Source organism: Pseudomonadota bacterium (assembly GCA_036141575.1).
Classification (GTDB): Bacteria; Pseudomonadota; Alphaproteobacteria; order UBA2136; family JAPKEQ01; genus JAPKEQ01.
The window spans coordinates 69687-92761 of the sequence record JAYZXF010000011.1 but is presented as its reverse complement, the minus strand read 5'-3'; the positions used below and the strand labels follow the sequence as shown (position 1 = coordinate 92761).

The 23075-nt window shown below is 45.6% G+C and carries 19 protein-coding genes; 1 reads left to right on the top strand and 18 read right to left on the bottom strand.

Translation table 11 applies throughout. The features are described from left to right. Positions 1 to 15 precede the first annotated feature (15 nt). The 12 genes from VX730_04815 to aspS form a co-directional block, all read right to left on the bottom strand. Positions 16 to 603, bottom strand: coding sequence for a hypothetical protein (locus VX730_04815; GenBank protein MEC9291706.1), 588 nt, complete (start codon positions 601 to 603; stop codon positions 16 to 18). Between the two features lie 80 nt (positions 604 to 683). Next, entirely contained in the window at positions 684 to 1805 is a 1122-nt protein-coding gene (locus VX730_04810; protein ID MEC9291705.1) for a homogentisate 1,2-dioxygenase, read from the bottom strand. 171 nt (positions 1806 to 1976) lie between these two features. Next, positions 1977 to 2798 carry an oxygen-dependent coproporphyrinogen oxidase gene (hemF, locus tag VX730_04805; protein MEC9291704.1) on the bottom strand — a complete coding sequence of 274 codons (822 nt, stop codon included), beginning with the start codon at positions 2796 to 2798 and terminating at the stop codon, positions 1977 to 1979. Then, on the bottom strand, positions 2795 to 3277 hold the full coding sequence (locus VX730_04800; GenBank protein MEC9291703.1) for a tRNA (cytidine(34)-2'-O)-methyltransferase: 483 nt from the start codon (positions 3275 to 3277) through the stop codon (positions 2795 to 2797). Before VX730_04800 ends, hemF begins: the two co-directional genes overlap by 4 nt. Before the next feature lie 79 nt (positions 3278 to 3356). Then, positions 3357 to 3662: a hypothetical protein gene (locus VX730_04795; protein ID MEC9291702.1), complete on the bottom strand. Its 306-nt coding sequence runs from the start codon at positions 3660 to 3662 to the stop codon at positions 3357 to 3359. A 108-nt stretch (positions 3663 to 3770) separates the two neighbouring features. After that, on the bottom strand, positions 3771 to 4967 hold the full coding sequence (locus VX730_04790) for a glycine C-acetyltransferase (protein ID MEC9291701.1): 1197 nt from the start codon (positions 4965 to 4967) through the stop codon (positions 3771 to 3773). Positions 4968 to 5081: 114 nt separating this feature from the next. Beyond that, positions 5082 to 5300, bottom strand: coding sequence for a hypothetical protein (locus tag VX730_04785; protein MEC9291700.1), 219 nt, complete (start codon positions 5298 to 5300; stop codon positions 5082 to 5084). A gap of 173 nt (positions 5301 to 5473) precedes the next feature. Then, positions 5474 to 6508: an L-threonine 3-dehydrogenase gene (gene tdh, locus VX730_04780; GenBank protein MEC9291699.1), complete on the bottom strand. Its 1035-nt coding sequence runs from the start codon at positions 6506 to 6508 to the stop codon at positions 5474 to 5476. 118 nt (positions 6509 to 6626) lie between these two features. Next, a complete protein-coding gene (locus VX730_04775; GenBank protein MEC9291698.1) occupies positions 6627 to 7544 on the bottom strand; it encodes a hypothetical protein in 918 nt (305 codons plus the stop codon). A gap of 11 nt (positions 7545 to 7555) precedes the next feature. Further along, the gene (locus tag VX730_04770) at positions 7556 to 8338 is read right to left on the bottom strand and encodes a hypothetical protein (protein MEC9291697.1); all 783 of its coding nucleotides are present in this window, start codon (positions 8336 to 8338) and stop codon (positions 7556 to 7558) included. 35 nt (positions 8339 to 8373) lie between these two features. Beyond that, entirely contained in the window at positions 8374 to 9180 is an 807-nt protein-coding gene (locus VX730_04765) for a hypothetical protein (protein ID MEC9291696.1), read from the bottom strand. A 206-nt stretch (positions 9181 to 9386) separates the two neighbouring features. Further along, positions 9387 to 11213, bottom strand: a complete 1827-nt coding sequence (aspS, locus tag VX730_04760) for an aspartate--tRNA ligase (protein ID MEC9291695.1) — start codon at positions 11211 to 11213, stop codon at positions 9387 to 9389. 107 nt (positions 11214 to 11320) lie between these two features. On the opposite strand from aspS, the gene VX730_04755 reads away from it, so the two are divergent. After that, positions 11321 to 12376, top strand: a complete 1056-nt coding sequence (locus tag VX730_04755) for an ankyrin repeat domain-containing protein (GenBank protein ID MEC9291694.1) — start codon at positions 11321 to 11323, stop codon at positions 12374 to 12376. Between the two features lie 33 nt (positions 12377 to 12409). On the opposite strand, the gene VX730_04750 is transcribed toward VX730_04755, so the two are convergent. The 6 genes from VX730_04750 to VX730_04725 form a co-directional block, all read right to left on the bottom strand. Beyond that, on the bottom strand, positions 12410 to 13903 hold the full coding sequence (locus tag VX730_04750) for an MFS transporter (GenBank protein ID MEC9291693.1): 1494 nt from the start codon (positions 13901 to 13903) through the stop codon (positions 12410 to 12412). Positions 13904 to 13993: 90 nt separating this feature from the next. Further along, on the bottom strand, positions 13994 to 15223 hold the full coding sequence (gene rocD / locus VX730_04745; GenBank protein MEC9291692.1) for an ornithine--oxo-acid transaminase: 1230 nt from the start codon (positions 15221 to 15223) through the stop codon (positions 13994 to 13996). A gap of 2 nt (positions 15224 to 15225) precedes the next feature. Continuing rightward, a complete protein-coding gene (locus VX730_04740) occupies positions 15226 to 16164 on the bottom strand; it encodes an arginase (protein MEC9291691.1) in 939 nt (312 codons plus the stop codon). 200 nt (positions 16165 to 16364) lie between these two features. Further along, positions 16365 to 16688, bottom strand: a complete 324-nt coding sequence (gene trxA, locus VX730_04735) for a thioredoxin (GenBank protein ID MEC9291690.1) — start codon at positions 16686 to 16688, stop codon at positions 16365 to 16367. Between the two features lie 115 nt (positions 16689 to 16803). Next, positions 16804 to 20217, bottom strand: a complete 3414-nt coding sequence (locus VX730_04730) for a UvrD-helicase domain-containing protein (protein MEC9291689.1) — start codon at positions 20215 to 20217, stop codon at positions 16804 to 16806. Next, positions 20214 to 23075 (bottom strand): PD-(D/E)XK nuclease family protein, encoded by a 2862-nt coding sequence (locus tag VX730_04725; protein ID MEC9291688.1) that lies wholly within the window; start codon positions 23073 to 23075, stop codon positions 20214 to 20216. Before VX730_04725 ends, VX730_04730 begins: the two co-directional genes overlap by 4 nt.

The following is a 23075-nucleotide window of genomic DNA, read 5'->3' as shown; positions in this document are numbered from 1 at the left end:
TTTTTCGAAAAAGCTTCAACGAAGCATATTGAATTCAAAGCGGTCCGTCTTTCCACGGAAATTGGTTTGGTAGACCGTCACAGTATTGGGGAACTCACTGCCAGAGTTATCAACAAAGTGAACAGAGTTCACTTTTGCCTCATCTGTCAGCGTCAGAACATAACGATCCCCGCCGGCACAGCGCTCAACAACAACATAGTCCAGTGTGGCTTTGATCACCTTACAGGTGTCTTCACCCTGGACCAAGTCTGTACCTTTACCAAGCAAGTTACGGCCTGGCAAATTCTCTTTGAGCTGTTCAGCAGCGCCGCGGCCAAGGCCGTCTGCAATACTGCCTTTATGGCGCTTCAGTTGGTTGTAGCGTGCTGAGTTGTAGTCAAAGACCACAAGTACTTCACGGCCACTGTCATCAGTAAATGTGATGTTCTCCAGCTGGAACCACTCTTCCGAAGAGTCCAAAGCTGGCGTTGCGCTGAGGGTTGCATTCACTTCACCAGCACCACCGCTCGTTACGGTTACTTTGGGTGCAGGGTCAGAACCACAAGCCGAAAGTATCACCATTGATGCCAGAGCAGCACCAAATACAAGAACACGTTTGATCATAGGAGTTATCCTTTTTGCAAAAGAAAAGAGAGGTTACATGACCTCTCTTTTATAGGGGTAATGCCTTAAACTTTCAAGACTTACTCTTTCCAACTCATGGCATAACCAGTGTCTTCTGCACCCTCTGGCAGGTCACTAACCACTTTAAGTGGGCGTCTTGTATCAACCATCACAGCTACTTCTTGTGCCATTTTACCAGCAAGCTTATCTTGCTCACGGTATTTTTTCGGGTGTGGCCCATGATGAAGCCCACGCGGATGAAGCGTAATCATGCCCTCACGCACTGTAGAGCGTGAGAAGAAGTTTCCAGCGTGGTAGAAGATCGTCTCATCATAATCAATATTACGATGATAGAACGGAACCTTCTGCGCATCCTCAGTGCTTTCATGTGGACGTGGCACAAATGAAATCACATAAAAGCCTTCCCCAACAAATGTGGCATGCACAGAGGGTGGCAGGTGATAGTTATGAGAAATAATAGGACGAATATCACGCCAGTTTAGAGCGTAAGGGAAGAGATCCCCTTTCCAGCCTGTTACATCAACAGGGTCAAATTCATAAGTGAGTTCAGTGACACCATCTGCGTCTTCAACACGCACAACCCATTCTTTGCCTTTACCGTGGCTGCCTTCTGTATTTTCTTCAGGCAAACGATAAACACCTGGGTCTGCATGGGCATGCTTACCAAGCAGGCCACGCTCTGGCAGGCCAATATGGCTTTCAATGCCATCAATCGTGTAAAGGAATGCATCTTCTGAAGTGAGCTGCAATTGGTATGTAGCGCCGCGTGGCAAAAAGAGGTAATCCCCTTCCACAAACTTAAGGGCACCAAACTCACTAATCAGCGTCCCTTCACCACGGTGCACAAACATTAAACGGTCACCAAGCGCGTTACGGCGCAGGTATGTCATGCTTTCACCAAGGTGCCAACCACTCAGCAGCACTTCATCATTGTACATGAGTGTTTTTTCAACATCAGAGTCGCTACCAACAAAGGTGTCTAGATAGAGACAACGCGGCTGCTTAGGGCCTTTAATTCCCGTCCAACCTGTTGGTGGTTTTTTATGGTAAATATGGCTTGCAGGGCCATCAAACCCTTCCGTGCCTAGCTCTTCCTCGTATGTATCTTTAGGCACTGACACATGGGCCTGTTTACTTGCATCGCCACGGCGAACTGGTGGGTATAGAGGAGAGCCTGCCATTTTTGAATCCTTATTTTATTGTGGAGACAGTATAAAAGAAATCCACATTAAAAGAAACAAAAGGCTACAGGTTTATAAAACGCATATTTATAAATTCTCTAAGCATAAGCGAAAACATTTTTTAAACGATACGCACAGCCTCCCTAAAGAAATAAGGGTAGGATTATTTCTTTAGGGCCATTTAACGACAGGGGGCATACTCATCAAAATCGCTTCTGTATTTCCACCTGTTTCAAAGCCAAACTTAGTACCACGATCATGCAGAAGATTAAACTCAACATACCTGCCACGACGCACAAGTTGGTGTTCACGGTCTGCCTCTGTAAAAGGTTCATTCATGCGACGCTCAACAATTTCAGCATAAGCTTTTAAGAACCCTTCACCTGTGCCTTGAATCAGTTGCCAGTCTTTCTCTAAATCACCACTGTTTAAGCCTTCAATAAAGGTGCCACCAACACCACGCGGCTCATTTCTATGCGGCAAAAAGAAGTACTCATCAGCGGCTTTTTTATATGTTTCATAGGTATCAGCACCGTAAGTATCACAAGGTTCTCTCAGTGCATCATGGAAGAGTTTTGTATCGTCATCATATGGGAAGTATGGTGTGAGATCAGCACCGCCACCAAACCAGCCGATAGATGTTTCAATACGACGAAGGTTCATATGAACTGCTGGCACCTTTGGATTTGCCATATGGGCAACAAGGCTGACGCCACAAGCCCAGAACTCACCACCACTCTCTGCTGCACCCGGAATTTGTTCACGAAACTTATCGCTAAACGTGCCATGTACATGTGAAAAATTCACACCCACTTTCTCAAAAACTTCACCACGCATCACACGCATTTCACCATGGCCCTGAAGCATCTCACCTTCAGGCTTCACCCACGGCTGAACATCAAACTTGCCACTACCATCTAAATCTTCAAACGTTTCTGTCACGCGCTCTTGGTAATGTTTAATCCAAGCGGCAAAGTCAGCTCTAAATGTCATTTGTCTTCTCCTGATGGAAGTTTATTCATTTGTTTCAAGGCCTCAAACGTTGCCATACCTGCACTTTGTGCCACGTTGAGGGATCTAGCTTCTGGTAGCATCGGGATTTTAACCAGCGCATCTGCTACATCCAGAACATCTTCATCTACACCAGTGCTTTCACGCCCCATCAATAGCATATCGCCTTCTTCAAAAGCAAAGTCCTGCAGTTCTGTTTCTGCAAACTTTGTCATCACCACAAGACGGCTGGCCTGAGGTTTAGCCTGTATAAACTTATCAAAACTTAAGTGACGGTGTAAATCAACCTGATCTAAGTAATCCATACCGGCACGACGCATTTTCGGCTCATTCCAAATAAAACCAAGGGGCTCAACCACATGCATAGACACCCCAAACGCTGCACAAGTCCGTGCCATTGCCCCCATGTTTTGGGCAATCTCTGTTTGGTACAAAATAAGGCTAAGTGGTGTTTTATTCATGGGGCTAAGAGTGCACAGAAAGCGCATAAATATCAAGCAAGAAAAAAGGCTCTCCTAAACAGGAGAACCATAAAGTCGATTACCATTCGCGGCGCATTTTCAGCTTAATACCGTCAGGCTTAAACAAGCCTTTCATTTTTGGGGTGATTCTGCATTGCCATTCACCAAAAGAGCAATTGATACCGCGACGCATGCGGCGAATTTTTTCCTCTGCCTGGGTTCCTGTAATATTTTTGGAACTACCAGACTGACGCCTGTGCGTTCTGTAAGTGGGTTTATCTGAACCATAACGGTGCTCAAATAGCTGCCAATCAACATCAGCAGGTCCAGCAATTACAGAAGCAGGGGTAAAGAACAGAAATGCAACAAGGAGTAGCTTTTTCATGGAGAAACCTCCAGATAGAAAGGACCACAGATTCACTTGTTACATACTGTTATGGAAGGATATCCTCTCTCCGTCAAGCTTAAATCATTATTTTTAAATGCTGCAAACTTAAATCAAACCATGCTTTTTACCGATAATTGCAAGTGCATCCAATGCGTTAGAGATATCCAATTCACTTAGAGCAGCACTCATCTGAATACGCAGTCTCGCAGCGCCTTCTGGCACCACAGGGAACCCAAACCCTGTCACAAAGAAACCTTGTTTTAACATTTCATCCGCCATTTGAATGGCAAGGGCGGTATCGCCAACAATAATTGGAATAATCGCACTTTCCCCATCGAGAGGTTTAAAGCCAAGAGCCTTCAAACCATCACGCATTTGCTTCACGTTCGCATGTAGCTTTGTCATGAGCTCAGGCTCTCTTTCAAGCGCTTCAAGCGCACCAATTGTGCCCCCAGCTGTTGCAGGAGAAATGGCGTTTGAAAAGAGGTGTGGACGTGAGTTTTGTACAAGAAGCTGTGTTAGCTCTTTAGAGCCACAAATATAACCACCTGCGGCGCCACCAAGTGCCTTACCAACAGTTCCTGTAATAATATCAACCTGCCCCTCAAGACCGAAGTGTTGGGTAATACCTTTACCTGTTTCACCAAGTACACCCACGCCGTGACAATCATCAACAATAAGCACCGCATTGTACGTCTTACACAGCTTTACAAGCTCAGGAAGCTTTGCAATGTCTCCTTCCATAGAGAAGACACCATCTGTCACCACAAAACGGTTAGGCGCATCCTGAGACGCTTTTAACTTGGCTTCTAGGTCAGCCATATCGCTATGCTTATAAACATCTCTCTGCACAGCCTTAGAAACCAGACGGCAACCATCAATAATGCTGGCATGGTTCAGCTCATCACTCAGAAGCACATCACCCGGTTTACAAATGGTTGGAAAGAGTCCTGTATTGGCTGACCAGCAAGATGGGTACGTCATGCATGACTCTGTGCCATGAAATTTCGCAAGTTTCTCTTCAAGCTCTTCATGAATCGTCATAGTACCGCAGATAAAGCGTACAGACGCTGTACCATTACCATATTTTTCAAGCGCATTTTTTGCTGAGGCAACCACATGAGGGTGATTGGCCAGACCAAGATAGTTATTAGAAGAGAGCACAACCACTTCACCGCCCGCTTCACGCATGTTTGTATGAGCAGACATCGGCGCATCCAGGTGGCGAAGCTCTTTAAGAGTCCCTGCTTCTTTATGGCCTTGAATCTCTGTTTCTAGGTGAGACTGAAATGATGTGTTCATGGGCAGGTGCTCCTCTTCTTCAATTTTTGTGGCACAAGCATACCACGAATTTTAAAAATGAAAAAAGGGCGCCCTGTGGGCACCCTTTAAGTTTAATTCGTTTCGCTGAATGGTCTAGCTCACACAAGCTTTCTGCCATTCCTCTTCCGAGCAGGTATCACCGCAAACCAAAATATAGATTTGCTCACCTTCTCGCTTCATCATTGGCACCACACCAAGCTTTTCATTAAACGGTGCATTGGTATCCATCAGCTTGAATCCTTGGTCAACCATTTGGTTAACAGTATTCAATTGCTCTGGGGTGGCACGGTCGATGAAAGTAATCTTACTCATGTATTGGAAGTCCTTTTCAGGGAGTGGCAAGTATAGAGGCTACACAAACACAACGCCTCAGAGAAATTACTGGAAACCCAGCAAATAGGTAAGTTCAGATATTTAAAGCTTGTCTAATATATGGATTTTTAAGCCTGTTTCAAGCACTATCCCATGATTTATGTCAAAAAAGATTAAAAATGGCTAAAATCAAGGACTGTTTTAATGCTTTTTCCGGCTTTCATGTGGGCAAAAGCATCTTCAAAGTTTTCAGCTTTAACCGTATGAGTAATGAGTTTTTCCACTGTATCTGCATGAGAGCGCTGGAATGTATCGACCTGTTCCCAAGTTTCATACATCTTGCGGCCGATCACACCATGTACAGAAACACCCTTCATGATGATATGTTTTGCAAAATCAAAGGAAATTTCACTGCTTGGGAGACCAAGCATCGCAACTGTACCACCAGCCTGAACTGCTTCAAAAGCATCATTCATACCTGCTGGATGACCACTCATTTCAAGAACAGATCCAATCTCTACGCCTTTAAGGACACTCCACTTATTTGCATCCGCACTATCTACGGCTTCATCTGCACCAAATTGAAGAGCAAGAGCACGTTTTTCAGGGTTTGGCTCAAAGACAAACACACGTTTTGCACCACGCGATTTCGCCATTGAAACCGCAGCAAGACCAATGGTTCCCGCTCCAACAACTAAAGCATTTTTACCACCCACATCAGCTGCGTCTACCGTGTGCATTGCATTACCAAGTGGATCAAAAATCGCCGCATGCTTTGTTGGAATAGAAGAGTGAACAGGCCATACATTGCTTTCAGGGAAATTAAAGACTTCTGCAAAGGCACCATCACGGTGCACGCCAATAATCTCTGTTTGTTCACACAGGTGTGCTTTGCCAGCTTTACAGAGTGAACAGACACCACATACGACATGACATTCACCACTCACCATTTGCCCTGTTTCTACACGTGTAACACCGTCACCAACAGCAACCACTTCACCCACAAATTCATGACCAAGAATACGCTGAGGCTTCACATGCTCTTGTGACCATGCATCCCAGTTATAAATGTGCATATCTGTACCGCACAGGCCTGCGTAGTGCACTTTAATTTGCACTTCACCAGCGGTTGGTTTTTCAGGGTGAGATGTTTGGATAGGAGAAAGCCCCACAGCAGCTTCCGTTTTGGCAATTGCAAACATAGGCATTATCCCCCTCTCCTTTTAAATTGTGAGCCATATCATAGCACTCCTTTTTATATGTTTACAAGCAGGCAACAAAAAAGGTGCCCGTAGGCACCTTTTCTGAGTTCGATTTGTCAGAGACTTACTGCTTAGGCGGCAAGTCAGGATCATAAGGAACGATGGTAATCATTCCCGAAGACGGCGTCCCATCAGGATCTTGGTTTTGGGCATTTGCACCTTCACCTTTTTCACCTTCTGCACCTTCTTCACCTTGAGCCTCTTCCGTAACTTCACCGTCCTGTTCTGTTTCAACAGGCATAGTGAATTCGATATCAGGCTTAGGTTCACCTTGACCTTGCGCTTGTCCTTGGCCTTGCTGGCCAGGCTGTTGCCCTTGTTCGGCATCACCCTGCTCACCTTCACCTTGTTCGCCTTCGCCTTCCGGCTCAGTGCCATGAACCTGATCCCAAGCCTCTTGGAGGCCTTGTGCGAGATCATTGTTCTTTTGGTCCTGATAAAGCTTACAAGAATGAACTTCCGGATAAACCGGCGAGCTCACCCAAAGGTAAACATAGCCACGCTCAGTGACAGGACGTGCCCGCAGCGTGTACTTGACGAGGTCAGCGCCTTCAATCAGCTTCAGAAGCGGTTTCCCGTTCTCACCAATCTTAGGATTGCCTTCAGCGTCCAGCACAGGTTCAACCACTCGGTCGACCGTTTGCCCTGCCCCAAACATCATTCGGGGCTGTCCTTCAGCGTCGTAAACAACGCTAAAACAACCAGGGTTCGGCATGCCGATGTAGTCATTTTTACCTTGGCTATAAGCGCCATCATAAATGACGTTAGGCATATTGACTTGAATGAGCGTATTCACAGCAAACAGGACTGCGCCCAAGCTGGCCACACACAGTGCGACCCAAGGGCGAACCTTCACCCCCAACGCTGCGGAAACGCCCACAGCGGTGGAGATAAGAAGGAAAGCACCAAGTGCAGCGGAAACCACATACACCACGGCCAAGGAACGCCCATCCATGACATATTCCATTAGAAAGTCATACATAGCTTTCTCCTTTAACGCGAGTGCGGACCAGGCCTACGGGGCGAAGAGGAACCACAAATTGAGTTCCGGCCACCGGGCGCCGTTGCAATACGCATTTCAGTTGAGGGTGCAAGCACTGAAGATTCAATGACCTGACCATCCTCATTCACCCGAAACTGTACACCATACTCCATACGCGAACGCGTGTAAGGAATTTGATGTTCAATCAGGTAACGATCAGGCTGATCTTTGTTGACCTCAATTTTCAAGTCTACAAGCAGCGGTACTTCTTCACTCACCGGGTCACGGCTAGAGAACAAGTGTACCGATACAATGTACTGTCCTGCAGGAAGACGAAGGCTACGTGCGCCCACAACCTCACGGTTGATGTCATCCTTCAGGTCAGATCCCGACCAGCCGCGATCATCCTCGTCCAATTTCAGGAGAGGTGATTTACGGATTTGGCTGGGATAACCCACAAGCTCACAGCGGCCACCTTCATCAGCAATATAAGCCACCCACAAGTCAAAGTCTGACATGGAGTGACCAGGCTGAATCGGAACACCAGCTGATTCAAGCTTAGCACGGCGGGAACTGTTCGGATCATCCCGGTAGGGAAGGCCCGTGTCCCACACAGAGGTAATATACAGTGCGGATTCTTCTGGCTCGACAGGGTCGGCCTTTGGATTGATAACCAGAAGCAAGAGGATAATAAGGATGAGCAGTGTGCCGGCAAAGCCGGCCCACGCATCCGCGATCAAATTCGCAACCGCATTATCTCCGCCGAAGTCATCAAAAGAATTGTCAAATCGCATGATGTGACACTCCTTCTATGTTACGCAGCGGGATCTTACGATTCCTCCTGCTGAGTTTTCAGTTCATTCCATTTTTGCATCAAGCCAACAACCAGCTCAGGATCATTCACAACTGGCAACACTTGCGTGTCCGTCATGGTGATAACCGTATTGCTGACTTCACTTGCATTCATGCGTTGGGTGATTGCCAAATAGGTGGCAACCGCAAAACCAACAGCACCATACAGTGTGGTTGCAAAAGCTGTCTTAAAGCCATCGAGAGCAGAACCAATCTTGCCCACAATTTCTTCAAAGACGATGGATTCACTCAAACCAAGGGATTCAATACCGAACATAAAGCCGGCAAATGTCCCGATCAGACCAAGAACGGTCAAAAGACCAGACACACCTAGAACCCACATCAACCGACGACCAAGCTCGCTGTTAAAGCGGTCCTGAAAGTTGTTGATGTTGATTTGGTATTTGGCATTGGTTTTGAGCGACTTGCCAATCCGAAGATACAGACGTGCAACAATGGAATCTTGGCTCACACCAGTGATGTTACCAGTCACCATTGTCAAAACACGATCAGTCGGATCAACAGACTCATCGTCCAGATAAGCTTTTGTCTTTTTGGCATCAATCATGGCGCGGTCGAGTGCAAGACCAGAGCGCAACAGATTAAACCAGACCCAAGCGATAGCGACACAAATGCCGATACACCACCAAAATGGCACAGTACCGACTTCAAGGATAAAAGGATCCAGAACACCTTTACCATAGCCCAGCAAGCCAGCAGTGGCGAGCACAGCCAAGGTAAAGATAAACTTGATGGTATTTTTGTAGACCATGTTTTTAAACATGATTCTCTCCTTTCGGAAAAGAGAAGAACGCCTTTGTAGGCGGGGCTCCATAAGTGGAGCAAAATTTACGATATAGATTGATAGATTGAATTAGTATACAACACAAAATAAGTAGTACAAACAACAATATGTAAAATATTTGATTTTTTTTAGGGCTTCACAAGAAAAAACCCTCTCGCTTGAGAGGGTTTTTAAAGTGTTTTGCCTTAAGCAACAGCTGTTTCTTCAGGTTGAGGCAGGTTTACATGCTTCAGGTGAAGTTCCATCATTTGCTCTGGTGACGCTTCGTTTGGAGCACCTGTCAGAAGGTCTTCCGCACGCTGTGTCATCGGGAAGGCTGTAATTTCACGGATGTTTGCTGTATCAGCAAGGAGCATAATTGTACGCTCAACACCGATTGCCCAACCACCATGTGGAGGAGCGCCAAGTTTAAAGGCGTTAATCATACCGCCAAACTGGTCATCTACTGTGCTCTTATCGTAGCCAGCAAGCTCAAAAGCTTTGTACATAATATCTGGGCGGTGGTTACGAATCGCACCTGACAGGATTTCAAAACCGTTACATACCGCATCATACTGGTAACCTTTAATCTCAAGTGGATCTTTTGTTTCCAGCGCTTCCATACCACCTTGTGGCATAGAGAATGGGTTGTGTTCGAAATCAAGCTTACCTGTTTCTTCATCACGCTCGTAAATTGGGAAGTCAACAATCCAGCATAGGCGGAATGCGTTTTCTTCCTTAAGGCCAAGGTCTTCACCAATACGTACACGCAGTGGAGAAAGTTGCTTGTAAAGGTCTGGTGTTTTACCAGCAACGAAGAATAGGCTGTCACCTTCTTTAAGACCAGCACGCTCAAACATAGCTTTTACACTATCTTCAGAGATGAACTTAAGAAGTGGGCCTTTAAAGCCGCCTTCAGCCCAAGTGATGTAACCTGGAGCCGCTGGCATACCAAGAGACTTTTGTGCCCAAGAGCCAAGCTTTTCAAACCAGCTACGAGGTTGTGCAGCAGCCCCTGGTGCAGGGATTGCACGAACATGGCCGCCTTTTTCAACGATGCCTTTGAATACGCCAAAGTCAGAAGCAGCCCAATCTTCGCTTACATCCATAATTTCAATGGCGATACGAAGGTCTGGCTTATCTGATGCGTATTTCAACATAGACTCAGCGTAAGGAATACGACGTAGTGGACCTTGGTCAACGTCATACTTCACGCCTGTAAAGTCAGAAAATTCTTCAAGAAGTGGCGGGTACACCGCTTCAAATGCTGCAAATGTGTCTTCTTGCGTCACAAAGCTCATTTCCATATCCAGCTGGTAAAACTCAGTTGGTGAACGGTCAGCACGGGCGTCTTCATCACGGAAGCAAGGTGCAATTTGGAAGTACTTATCAAAACCACTCACCATAAGAAGTTGCTTAAACTGCTGTGGCGCTTGTGGAAGAGCGTAGAACTTACCTGGGTGTACACGAGACGGGACAAGGAAGTCACGCGCACCTTCTGGTGAACTACTTGTAATCAGTGGCGTTTGGTGCTCTTTAAAGCCAAGATCCCACATACGACGACGCATAGAAGCAATCACATCGCTACGTAGATCAATGTTACGAGCCATACGCTCTGTACGAAGATCCATAAAGCGGTACTTCAGGCGCATTTCTTCTGGCACTGATTCATCACTAATGTTGTAAGGAATTTGCTCAATTTCAGCGCTTAGAACATCCATAGATGCCACATCAACTTCAATTTCACCTGTCGACATTTTCGGGTTCACTTGCGCATCATCACGCGCAACAACTTTACCTTCAACACGGATCACTGTTTCAAGTGATGTATGCGTCACTTTATCAATCAGGTCAGTCCCTGCACTTTGTGGATCAAATACAATTTGAGTAATACCAAACGCATCACGCAAGTCAATAAAAGCAACCCCACCGTGGTCACGGCGACGGTAAATCCATCCAGAGAGAGTGACTGTCTCACCAACCTGAGTTTTGTTAAGTTCTCCACACGTGTGTGTTCTGTATTCGTTTGGCATATTCTGTGCTTACTTAATTATGTGATGTTTAATATGCGGATTTTTTACGCATTAGGGCTGTAATGTCAACCGTTTTAACACTATAATATAAGATACGTATGAAAAAAATGAATAAAACACTTATTGTTGCGCTAGGGCTCTGTGTAGCTCCCAATCTCTATGCTCAAAATATTTTTGAGCGTGCCCTTCTGCAAGAAGAACCTGAAGCATTTGAGAACCAGAAAACTTTAGATGAACTCAATGAGTTTAATGAATCAACAGAGCTTCAAAAAAGATCACGCATTAAAGATGGTAAAATGGTAGAAACCGATGTAGTGGCGGAAGACGAAAGCAACATTAGACGTGATGAGGCTTACATCAAGCAACTTCTTGAGTTCCGTGAAATGGGCCTATCTGATACAGAAATTTCAAAACGCATTATTATGATTGAAAAGCTCCAAGATATGGGCTTTGCCAACACTGTAGAAGGGTTCATTAACGCTGCCCGCACAGGTAATACTGATGCGGTTTACCTGTTTTTACAAATTGGCCATGACCTGAATAAACAAAATTCATTTGGAACATACCCACTTCTCACAGCTGTGCGTGCTGACCAGACTCAGATTATTGAAATTCTCCTGGAGGCTGGCGCAAATGTAAACATCGCCAACTCTATTGAAGAAACGCCGCTTATTGTTGCCGCTAAAAACAACAACCTAAATATTGTAGAGCGCCTCATTGCTAAAAAAGCGCAAGTCAATGCAACCAATGCGGAAGAATGGACTCCGCTCTACTACGCCATTGAAAACAATAATGCTGAGCTATTTGATACACTTATTAAAGCTGGTGCCAACTATAACCACCAAAACCGCTTTGGTATTACACCACTTATGTTGGCATCTTACAAAGGGTCAATTAAGTTCACTAAAAAACTTTTGGATCTTGGTGCAAACCTAAGGCCGCGCGATATTAACAGTAATAACGCACTGTTGATCTCAGTGATCTATGGACACTTTAATGTAGCCAAATACCTGCTAGAGCGTGGTGCAGATGCCAATACAACCAACAGAAACAGCCGTACAGCGATTGATCTTGCACTGGACTATGGTCACCTTGATATTGCGAACCTACTTCTTGCCCATGGTGGTAAGCGCGGCACAATTCTCGGGGTTGGTGGCAACTAATACGTTTAACTTCAGAAATAAAAAAGACCTGATTTACAGGTCTTTTTTATCGTCTCCATTAATCAGAGCACGAAGCTTATGGTTTTTACGACGCTCCACAACACGTGACATCGGATAAGTTGTGAGCTGGCGTAGGCCTGCGACCGTTGTAAACGATCTAAACATACCCATTGCACGTGAGCGCATCAGTTTGCGAATCTCTTCTGGGCGAACCTTACCCTCTTCTTTGATTGTCGCAAGAAGAGGAATAATAAGCAGAATCAAAATTGCTGCACCAACAAATAGGAAATCGTAGTTACGCATATCGTAAGCTACAACAGCAGTGGCATCAGCTGGTGTTGTCCAAAGGAATTTAAGTCCAAGGCTATAACCATCTAACTTTTCTACAAAGTAACCACCAGCAATAGAGGCAATACCAGCAGAGAGCGATGATAGCATTGTTGATGTTGCCATGTAACTTGATGCTTTTTCACGCGGTGCAATTTTAAGCGCAATCACCTGTGTAGAAAGAATGACTCCCGAAAGCCCTACACCAATAAGCAGGTGAATCAAAATCAAGACTGGAATTGTATAAGGGTGCGGCTCTGGCAAAGTTGTCAGAGGCCACAACAATAGTGAAATCACAAAGAAAGGCAAACACGCACCAAGCGCAGCCGTATGTGAAAAACGGTCTGCAATCATGCCCCACCACCTAAAGAATGGTACCTGCATAAACTGCCCAAGAGCCCAAAAGCCCATAACGTAAGTCACAGGTAGAGAGATCACTTGTAGCATGTACACCGTAAAGAATGGCACCGCGAGGTTAAAAGCAAAAAGTAAGCACAACAGGAAGAAGATCAGTTTTCTAAAGCTGGCATCTTTAAGCGGCAAAATAAACTCTCGAATCATGGCCATTGGCGGCGCTGTTTCTGCAGGCACGTCAGGCCAACGCGCGTAGTAATAAAACGAGAACATCCCGGCAACAAGACCAAGACCAAAACAAATTTGAATAATAGGAATGGTCCATTCCTCATTATAGGCGGTCCCTAAGTCAACCCCGATAGCCGCAACAACTGCGGCAATAGTCCCTGTAAGGGTAAAGTAAAACATGCGGTTTCCAAAAACAGAACCAAGTTTCTTTTCTGGGATCAGTGCACGAATCCAACCATTCCACGCCCCCGTTGAAAACCCACCAGAAAAATGCTGCATAAAGGAAAGAAGAACAATCAGTTTTAAAGCCACCTCAGCCTCAAACATAAATGGAGACGCAATAATACCAAGTGCAGCAAGGCGGTAGCCCATTGAACCCAGAAGGCCAAAAACACGACGACGCCCAAAATGGGCAATCAGCATAACCGCTGGAATTTGCGCAAATTGACAAAGAAATGGGAAAGCGCCAAGTAAACCAATTTCTACACCTGTCGCGCCAAGCTCTAGGGCAAGTTTAATGAGTAGGACACCTGTAATCAGGTTGGCCATAATCCCTGAAAAACCTGCCTCAATAAGGGTCAGGTTAATATTCTTATCTACATCGTTTTGGGTATGCACAGGCGGACTCCTTCTATGCGTTATACCCAAGCAGTCTAAACACAAAAAAAGAGCCCCGCAATAGGGGCCCTTTTATTTTTTATCGATTTTTTATGCGGCCTGTGCATCAAAAGACGCAAGGACGTCCTGAATCTGCTGAACAGCCCAGTCAATCTCGGCTTCAGTGATCACGAGTGGCGGCGCCAAACGCAATGTTTTTGCATGAGTTTCTTTGCAGAGGACGCCCTTCTTCAAGAGAGCCTTCGCCACAGCTTTTGCTTCCACCTTTGTCGTATCAATATCGACACCAACCCAAAGGCCTGCACCACGGATCTCTGTAATCAGAGATGTGTTCAGAGCTTCAAGCTTGTTTTTCAGATATGCACCCAGTGTTGCACTGCGCTCTGCAAGCTTTTCTTCCACCAAAATGGCCACAGCTTCTTTACCAACAGCACAAGCAAGCGGATTACCGCCCCAAGTAGAACCATGCGTACCTGGTGTGAATACTTCCATCACATGCCTTTTACCAACACAAACACTCAGCGGGAAAAGACCTCCACCAATTGCTTTAGCAAGCAAGAGCATATCTGGCTTCTCTTCGGCAATTTCATGTTCAAAAGCAAAGTTTTTACCTGTACGACCCATGCCTGTTTGGATTTCATCCACAATCAACAGCACATCATTTTCCGTACAAATTTTGCGCACTTCTTTCAACCAGCCTTCAGGTGGCAGAATAATACCGCCCTCACCCTGCATTGGCTCAGTCAGAAAGGCAACTGTGTTTGGGGTAATGGCGTTACGCAAAGCTTCCGCGTCACCAAACGGTACAGTTTTAAAGCCCGGTGTGTAAGGACCATAATCTGCCTTTGCCTCTTCATCATCAGAGAAAGATACAATCGTTGTGGTACGACCATGGAAGTTACCGCCACTGACGATAATTTCAGCCTTGTTCGCTTCCACACCTTTTTTCTGGTAGCCCCACTTACGCGCAGCTTTAATGGCTGTTTCCACAGCCTCTGCGCCCGTGTTCATTGGCAGAACCATGTCCAGGCCTGTCACATCACACAATGCACGCGCAAATGGCTCAAGCTGGTCGTTATAAAACGCACGAGACGTAATGGCCAGTTGAGATGCTTGTTCCATAAGCACACTCAGCAAACGGCGATTACCATGGCCAGCATTCACAGCGCTATAAGCGCTCATGAAATCAAGGTACTCTTTACCGTCCATGTCCCAAACTTTGGAACCTTTACCGCGGCTCAGCACCACACCAAGCGGTGCATAGTTATGAGCAACAACCTGCTCTTCGTGTTCAATCCAGCTCTTCTGAGTATCAGACATGCTTAGAACTCCTCTCCATACAAGGTTTTCAGTAAACGGAACATAAGATCATATGTTTTAGAATCCTCATCCTTATACGGGTTAAACTCTACAAGCTCAAGCCCTTTTAAGGAATTGTCTCCCCTTAGCCCTTTTAGAGCATTTAAAACGTCATCCGCCATAAGGCCGCCTTTTTCAGGTGTCCCCACAGCAGGTGCAAATTCTGGATCAAAGCCGTCCATATCAATGGAAATACCGTATCCAGCTGTCCCATTGGTTGCACGCTTAAGTGCATGCTTAAAGCAGGTTTCAAACCCAAGGGCACGCACGTCATCCATTGTGTAAACCTTAACGCCTTTACGCTTAAGAAAAGCTTCTTCACCCGGTTCAAATGAGCGAATACCAATCAGCGTCACATGTTCAGGCGCGAGCTTAGTCCCTGCTGTACCAAGAGAAGGAAGAGGCTCTTCCCCTTCCCCGAGAAGGGCTGCTAAAGGTTGGCCGTGATAATGGCCACCCCATTTCCCTTGATGGCGGGTTTCTGGTGTATGTGCATCCATATGTGCATCCAGCCAGATGAGGCCAAATTTTTCTTGTGCACTCAATTCTGCTGTCAGCGCGCTCCATGTTGCTGCAGCACTAGAATGATCACCACCAATAACAACAGGAAGTTTGCTTTCTGAAAGAGCAGAAGACACATCAGATGTCAGACGCTCAAGAACATCCATAACCAGCTCACGACGGCTATCAGATGTTTTATAGTTTTTTGCGAGTTCTTCTGAAAATGGAATTTTAGGCTCAATAATGCTGTGCCAGCCAGCCTTCATACCATGGCGATTAAGCGTTTCTTCAAAGGCGTGTTTTTTAAGAAAGAGGGGAGCCTCACCACAGCCACTATCTCCTGCGCCCCAACCTGAAGCGTAACCAATAAGTGCAATTTCTTGTGATGATGCATGCGTCATATAACGTCCCCTATTTTTTTGTGAATTTATTTTGCTCAAAAAGAATGCCCGCTAAAAGCGGGCATTTCAAGTTTTTTCGCTATCAATCAGCTGAATGAAAGCAATTCATTTTTGAATCAAATTTTGTGGTTTTTGAATGCGCCGAGTACAAGAGGTACTTGAGCAGGCAAAAAGCGCAAAGGCTGTTCAAAAAGGTTTGCTTAAGCGTGTGATTCGATCCAAGAAACGATGTCACCCTTTGGCATTGCGCCAACTTTGGCATCAACCATTTCACCGCCTTTGTAAAGCATCATTGTTGGGATACCACGCACACCAAGCTTAGATGGTGTTTCTGGGTTTTCATCAATGTCCATTTTCACAACTTTAACTTTACCGTCTAGTTCAGTTGCCACTTCATCTAGAATTGGCGCAAGTTGCTTACAAGGCCCACACCACTGTGCCCAAAAGTCGATAAGAACTGGTGTTTCTGAGTTAATTACGTCTGCGTCAAAGCTTGCATCTGTTGCATTTACCACTGTGCTCATGTGTCTTCCCTCTCTGGTCTTTTACGAGTCAAATTTCTTATTTATTTTATAACAGCCCCAAGGATATTAAGACCAGTGAAAAACGCTATAAAACAAATATAGCACTACTGTAGTTCTATTTTTTCGAACTGTCAACTCTATCGAGACGAATTCCGTTTGGCGTAATCCAAAGAAGATATGAACTTATACTCTTACTGCTATACAAAGAAGACATCGCTTTTTCATATAGGCTCACCTGTGCTTGATAACGCTCCATAGTTTCACCTTCTTCTGGAAGGTATGATGCTGTTTTGTAATCAATAATATGAACATAATCTTCACCCATCACCACACGGTCCATCACACCACTAACAAGCCCCTCTTTCAAGCTCACTCGAAATGGCACCTCTGCCTTTGAGTTTTCACCAAAGAATTGTGGATAATCTTGAATGACTTTCTGAGAAAGCTTAAAACTTTCCTCCATCACCTTATCTGAAATCAGGTGTGTATATTGTTTTTTGAGGCGTTCAAGAAAGTACTCAAGCTCGCAAGGGGTGCAACCGCTTTGCATAGCAGGTAGGTGTTCAAGACATTTATGAATGAACGCACCACGCGCAAAATCTGCTGGGTTTGGCGCTTCTGTCAAAAGCGTATCTACATCAAACCCTTTACCAGAAGATGGTTTTAAACGAGGCTGCATACGCTCATGCTTTGGCGTTGGTACTGGGCGCACTTCTTTAAGTACGGCAACCTTCTCTTCTTCAGCAAGAGGCAACTGTTCCTCTGCTGGCGTGTAATAAACCTTTGCACCATCCGAGCGTTCTCGCCACTCAGCACCTTGCTCTTCCAGCATACTTTCAATCCAGACGTACCAGCTCTCAGCACTTTTCTCTTTTGCGGGTACCCCACACACCATCAAGTGATCTTCTGCTCTTGTCATTGCCACATACAGAAGCTTCATATCATCGCCGTACATGCGCTCAAGCTCTTCAGCCTCAAGTGATTTTTGAAGCTCACTTTTACTTTCTGTACTTTGGCGAAGAAGGACGTATTTGCTGTCCTTTTCCCAAAAGACTTTCTCCTTACTCACCGTGATTGCGCTTGTTGTATCAGGTAGAATCACCACAGGAGCTTCCAGACCTTTAGAACCGTGAACCGTCATTAAACGTACACCTTCCGCGCCACTTTCTGAGCGCTTCACATTGGTGCTACGGTTCATGGTTTCATGCACAAAACTTGTAAGAGGTTGGGATTTTTTATCTGCTGTTTTGGCAAGTTTGAGAAGTTCGCCCCAGTAAGTATCAATCACTTCTGGCTTTACACCTTGGCGCATGGCATATGCTCCCAGCGCGCCTCTACTTTGTACAGCAAGATGAAGAAGGGCTTCACACCCTTCTGATGCTTTACGGCTTAATTCCTGCACCCATTCTACATAATCTACAAAGCGGTCATCTTCTGCAAAAGAGGCCCAAAGTGCACCATCTTTCAAATTCCCTCTGAGAGATTCAATCACCTGATCACTTACGCCCCAAAGCGGACTTTTCAAAACTTGCAAATGCGCGAGCTGGTCTAGCGGGTTCAGCACCACACGCATCACAGCTAAGATATCTTGTACAAACTGAATATCTTTCAGCGTCATCACATCAGCACCACCATGCGGAATACCAGCTGCATCAAGTGCAGCAATGAGCTCTGGCATCATGGTACGGTTTTTAAGGAGAATCATCACATCACTGGCTGTAACAGCTTTACCTGTGGATGGAAGTACAGCACCACCTTTTAACAGGCCTTGAATCCACCCTGCCACCTGAGCAGCAAGCGGCGTATATTTACTCACAGGTTTTGGACGATCAGACGGCATAATCCAGCCGTTCATTTCCGGCGCTGATTTCTTCTCTTCTTCTAAGAGCGGATGAATCTCAACAACACCTGGCGCACCGATACGCTGGACACCGTGCGTTTCACCAGCACTTGAAGCATACGTCCCTAGACGTTGATTAGAGAGCAGCATATCCACACTACCAAGCACCGCAGCACCTGAACGGAAAGAAGTTTTCATATTCACCACAGGGTCACGCTCTGGTTGGGCCTGTTTTAAGTAATCACGCATTGCAAGGAAGACTTCTGGCTCTGCGCCACGGAAGCGATAAATACTCTGCTTCATATCTCCAACGGTAAAGAAGGTGCGAGGCGCTTCTTCCGCTTCATGTACTCCTTCACCAATAAAGAATTCACTCAACAGCGCACGTACAATATGCCACTGACGACCATCGGTATCCTGCGCCTCGTCCACCATGATATGCTTGTAGCGTTGATCTAGTCGATACAGCACCCAATCACGATTTTCTTCATCATTCAGGAGTGTCACAAGCGCATCAATCAAATCATCATGGTCAATCTGTGCATGAGTCTTTTTCAAGTTTTCATAATGTGAAAGCACCATAGACGCCATCATGAGATAGGCTTGCGTTTCGGCAAAAGTGTCCCCCGCAGCAAGGAACTGATACACCGCAAGAACACGCTCTGTTTCTAGCTCAACAGCCTCAAGCATTTCTGGTGTAAAACCTTCATAAACCTTCTTTGTGGCAAAGCGTTTTACAGGCTCTTTTGCAGCCGTTAAAAAGGCACGTGCGTAGCTCTCAAAGTAGAAAGATCTGTTTTCTGATGAGCTGGCCTCAAGGAAGTTTTGGAGCTTGGCTGCCTGCTTTTTATCTGTGCTTGAGGCACTTTTTGAAAAGGCGTCTTGCACCAAAAGAAGAGCATCCTTATAAGGTGTAGCTTCGCCCATCGCCTGCTGTTTTTGTGTGCGCCAATGCTCAGCATTTTCGAGGCGAGGGTCTAAGTCATCTTTAAGGGCTGCCAGTACACCTGCAAGACCACCCGCTTCTGCAAACATATTTTTATAACGGCGGGCATTATGGATAAAGTCTGTAAACACATCTCTGAGTGTTGACTCCGCCATACGCTCTGCAAGACATACAAACGCCCAATGAGGTTCTTCTGTTTCTGTACGTGTACCAAGAAGTTCAAAAGTACTTTGTAGAGCTTGTTCTAGGAGAGCACGTTGCTCTTCATCATCAAGAATTTGACTGCCTGGGTAAATGCCACTCTCAAGCGGAAAACGAGAAATCACCTGACCCGCAAAGGCGTGAAGCGTGGTAATGGTCATAGGTGGTTCACTATCTAACACAGCAGTAAGGAGCGTTTTCGCACGTTGCATTTCATCTTGCGTTGGCGCACGTTCTAAAAGAATATCTAAGTTATGGCGTAGCTCTTCATCAGAACATTCACTCCACTCTACTAGCGCTTTTACAAAACGCTCTTCCATTTCTCTCGCCGCTGCCTTGGTAAAGGTAAGTGCCAAAATATCAGACGGTTTCAAGGTGAGGTCATGTAAAAATAAGCGCAACAAACGGCGAATTAAAACATAAGTTTTACCTGTTCCGGCAGAAGCACTCAGCCACACACTACGAGACGGATCATACGCAAGGCGCTGGGCTTTTGTCGCTTCAAGCGTGACAGCGTCACGACGCATTTTTACAGTACTCATGCGGCGCCTCCTTCTTTGCTCACCCATTCACGAACACGGCAGATACCACTGTAGTCACACATTTCACAAGCGCCTTCTAACTTTACAGCAGACACACCACCCGCCACTGCAGGCCATGTTTTATCTTCACCATAATAAAGCGCTTTCAAGCTGCTAAGGCCTTCTGTCGCTTGTTCCATGAGTGTTTCCACTTGGCCTTCATCATTTGCCACATACATAGCTTTTGCACCATCGCGGCTACCTGCTGGCAAACGGAGGTATAGAAGCTCTTTCACTGTACTGTGATGTTGGGCTTCTAGCCACGCCATGGCTTCTAAAATAAGTTGAGGCTGAGCACCTGTGAGCACATCTTTCTTGGTTGGGAGCGTTCCCGTTTTATAATCAAGGATACTGAGCTTACCTGCGTTATCTCCGTCTACACGATCAAGGCGAGAGAAGAGAGGTACAGGTGTTTTCTGTGATGTTGCATCTTCTTCTATGGCCTGCTGATACCAGCCTGAAGACAAGCGCTCATGCCAGAAGGTAATAATGTCTGGGGCAAGCTTTTCAAAACGTGTCATCCATACCGCTTGCACAGCTGCAGGAAGTTCTTTCTCCATGAGACTGCGTGCACACTCAATAAGCTCTTGTGTGTCACTCTCTTTATAAGACGTATCCAAATGCGTATGTTTCATACAAAACATCGCTAAAACATCATGAATTAAATTCCCACGTAATGCCGCGTCTGGAGATTTATTATAAGGTTCTAATGCATTAACCCCCGCCCCTTTGCGCATATACGCTTTGTAAGGGCAGCCCATCATGTCTTTCACATAACTTGGTGACCAAGCTTTCGGAGAAGCATCTGTACTCGCATGAACGGCAGCATGTTCCGTTAAAGGCGTACTTTCACCTGCAAGGCGACGACCTTCTGCGGCATCTACAATAACACGGCCTCTTTGAATGAGTTTTTCATACGACTTTGTGCCCATGGCACTCTTTAAACGCATTAAGAAACGAGATGGTAAAGTTGCACCATCATCACTCTGTGTGCGACGTGTCAAAATCACATCTTTCGTATAAAGTTGGCTTAAAAAGTCATGAGCACTCAGGCCAATTGAACTCTCTACAGGTGGAAGACCCAAATCACGACGCTGTTCATAAGACAGCCACACATCAGGTGAAATGCGTCCCGGTGTTGTACCCTCATTTAAACCACCAAGGATCACGGTATCGTAACGTTGCAAACGGCTCTCTAAAGGACCAAGAATTTTAAGTCTTGGATGCGCACCTTCTGTGCGGTTTGGAATAGAGACGGTTTCAAATAGGACATCAAAACGTTCCGCATAATCTTTAAAGGAAAGCTGGGCCGCCATATGTTCTGTTTGTTGGATCATAAGCTGCCACGCCTTCAACCCCTCTTCCTCTCGCATTAGGAAACTGCGACCGTACGGTGAATCTGCAAGGCTTAATAGAAGCTCTAAATGCGCCTTCAGCCAATCACTTAAAGAACGAGAAGCCTGCGCATCAAATGCTTTGAAGGCGTCCAACATATGCATAAACTGCTGTTTAATTTCATCCGAAATATCAGACGCCATTTCAGCTTTTGTTTGCCATGCACCTAGAGAGCTTGCACCACGAATCATCCCTCGAAGAAGTGAGGCATCTAGTGTGCCTGCTGCATAAGTTTTCATACCTCTATTGGTTACAGGACTTAAAACCAATCCGGCGAGCATATCAGCCTTATAACCAGACATCATACACTCTAAAACTTGCAAAGATAGTGTACCTAGAGGGGTGCTTACAAATGGGGAACTATTGGTTCTATCTACAAAGAGGCCGTAGTGGGTTAAAAGCTCTTGCACACGGAAAGCAAGTGCCAGATCAGAGGTTACAAGGGCACAGGTGCCTTCTTTCTCCATTGCTTTTTCAGCCATGGTCCAAGCAACTGTTTCAGCTTCGCTCTCTAGGTGAGCTGTTTCGCAAAGTGTGAAAGTTGAAATATCATGGCCGAGAGAAGGTACAGCATCAAACAAGCTGACATAGCTTGTTTGAGTATCTGCTTTGAGAGGCTCTAGCTGCGAAACTGAAAGCTGCCAACTTTTCATGAAACGCTGTAAACCATATAAAGGATGGGTAGGCTCTAAAAAATCTTCTGCAAAGACATGCGGAAACGCTTCTTTATCCATGGGCATAATAAAGGACGCTTTATCACAATTTGAAAGAGCTTTCAGCATTGCCTGTGCAGGATCAATCGTATCACTAAAGCCAATCACCCAAACATCATTTGTAAGGTCATTCTTTTCATACTGCGCGGTATATGTTTTAAGAACATCAATTTTATGGAGTGTTTCATCCTTCATATGGCCTTGTTGCAAGTAGCGCGGATACACCTTTGTGAGGCCTTTTAAATAAAGGGTCACATCTTCCCAGCGGGCTTGCCACTCTTCTGGAATTGCGCTTTCCAGTGCTTCCATTTCTACACCACTCAGCAACATCTTTTTCCAGAGTGTGTCGAGATGTTTAGCAAGGTTAAGAGCCTTAGACCACTGGGCATGTGGCATGTTTTTCATACAAAACTCAGTGAGAAACATAAGACGTTCAAAACCAGAAACAACTTTACCGCCTTCAGGTTCATCAAACAAAAGAACATCATCTGTTTCAGCTCCCATTGGACGAATATCAGGAAGAAGGACACCACCGCCAGCTTTTTCAAGAAGACTTTCAGCCAGACTATCTGCCATACGTGACGACGGCACCCAAACCGTAATGTGTGTGAGCGCAAGAGGGTTCTGTGAAGGGTTATATTTTTCCAGAAGCATTTCTGCGCACACACCAAAGAAATCTCTAGAAAGTGAAGTATGGAAAAACTTTGCCAT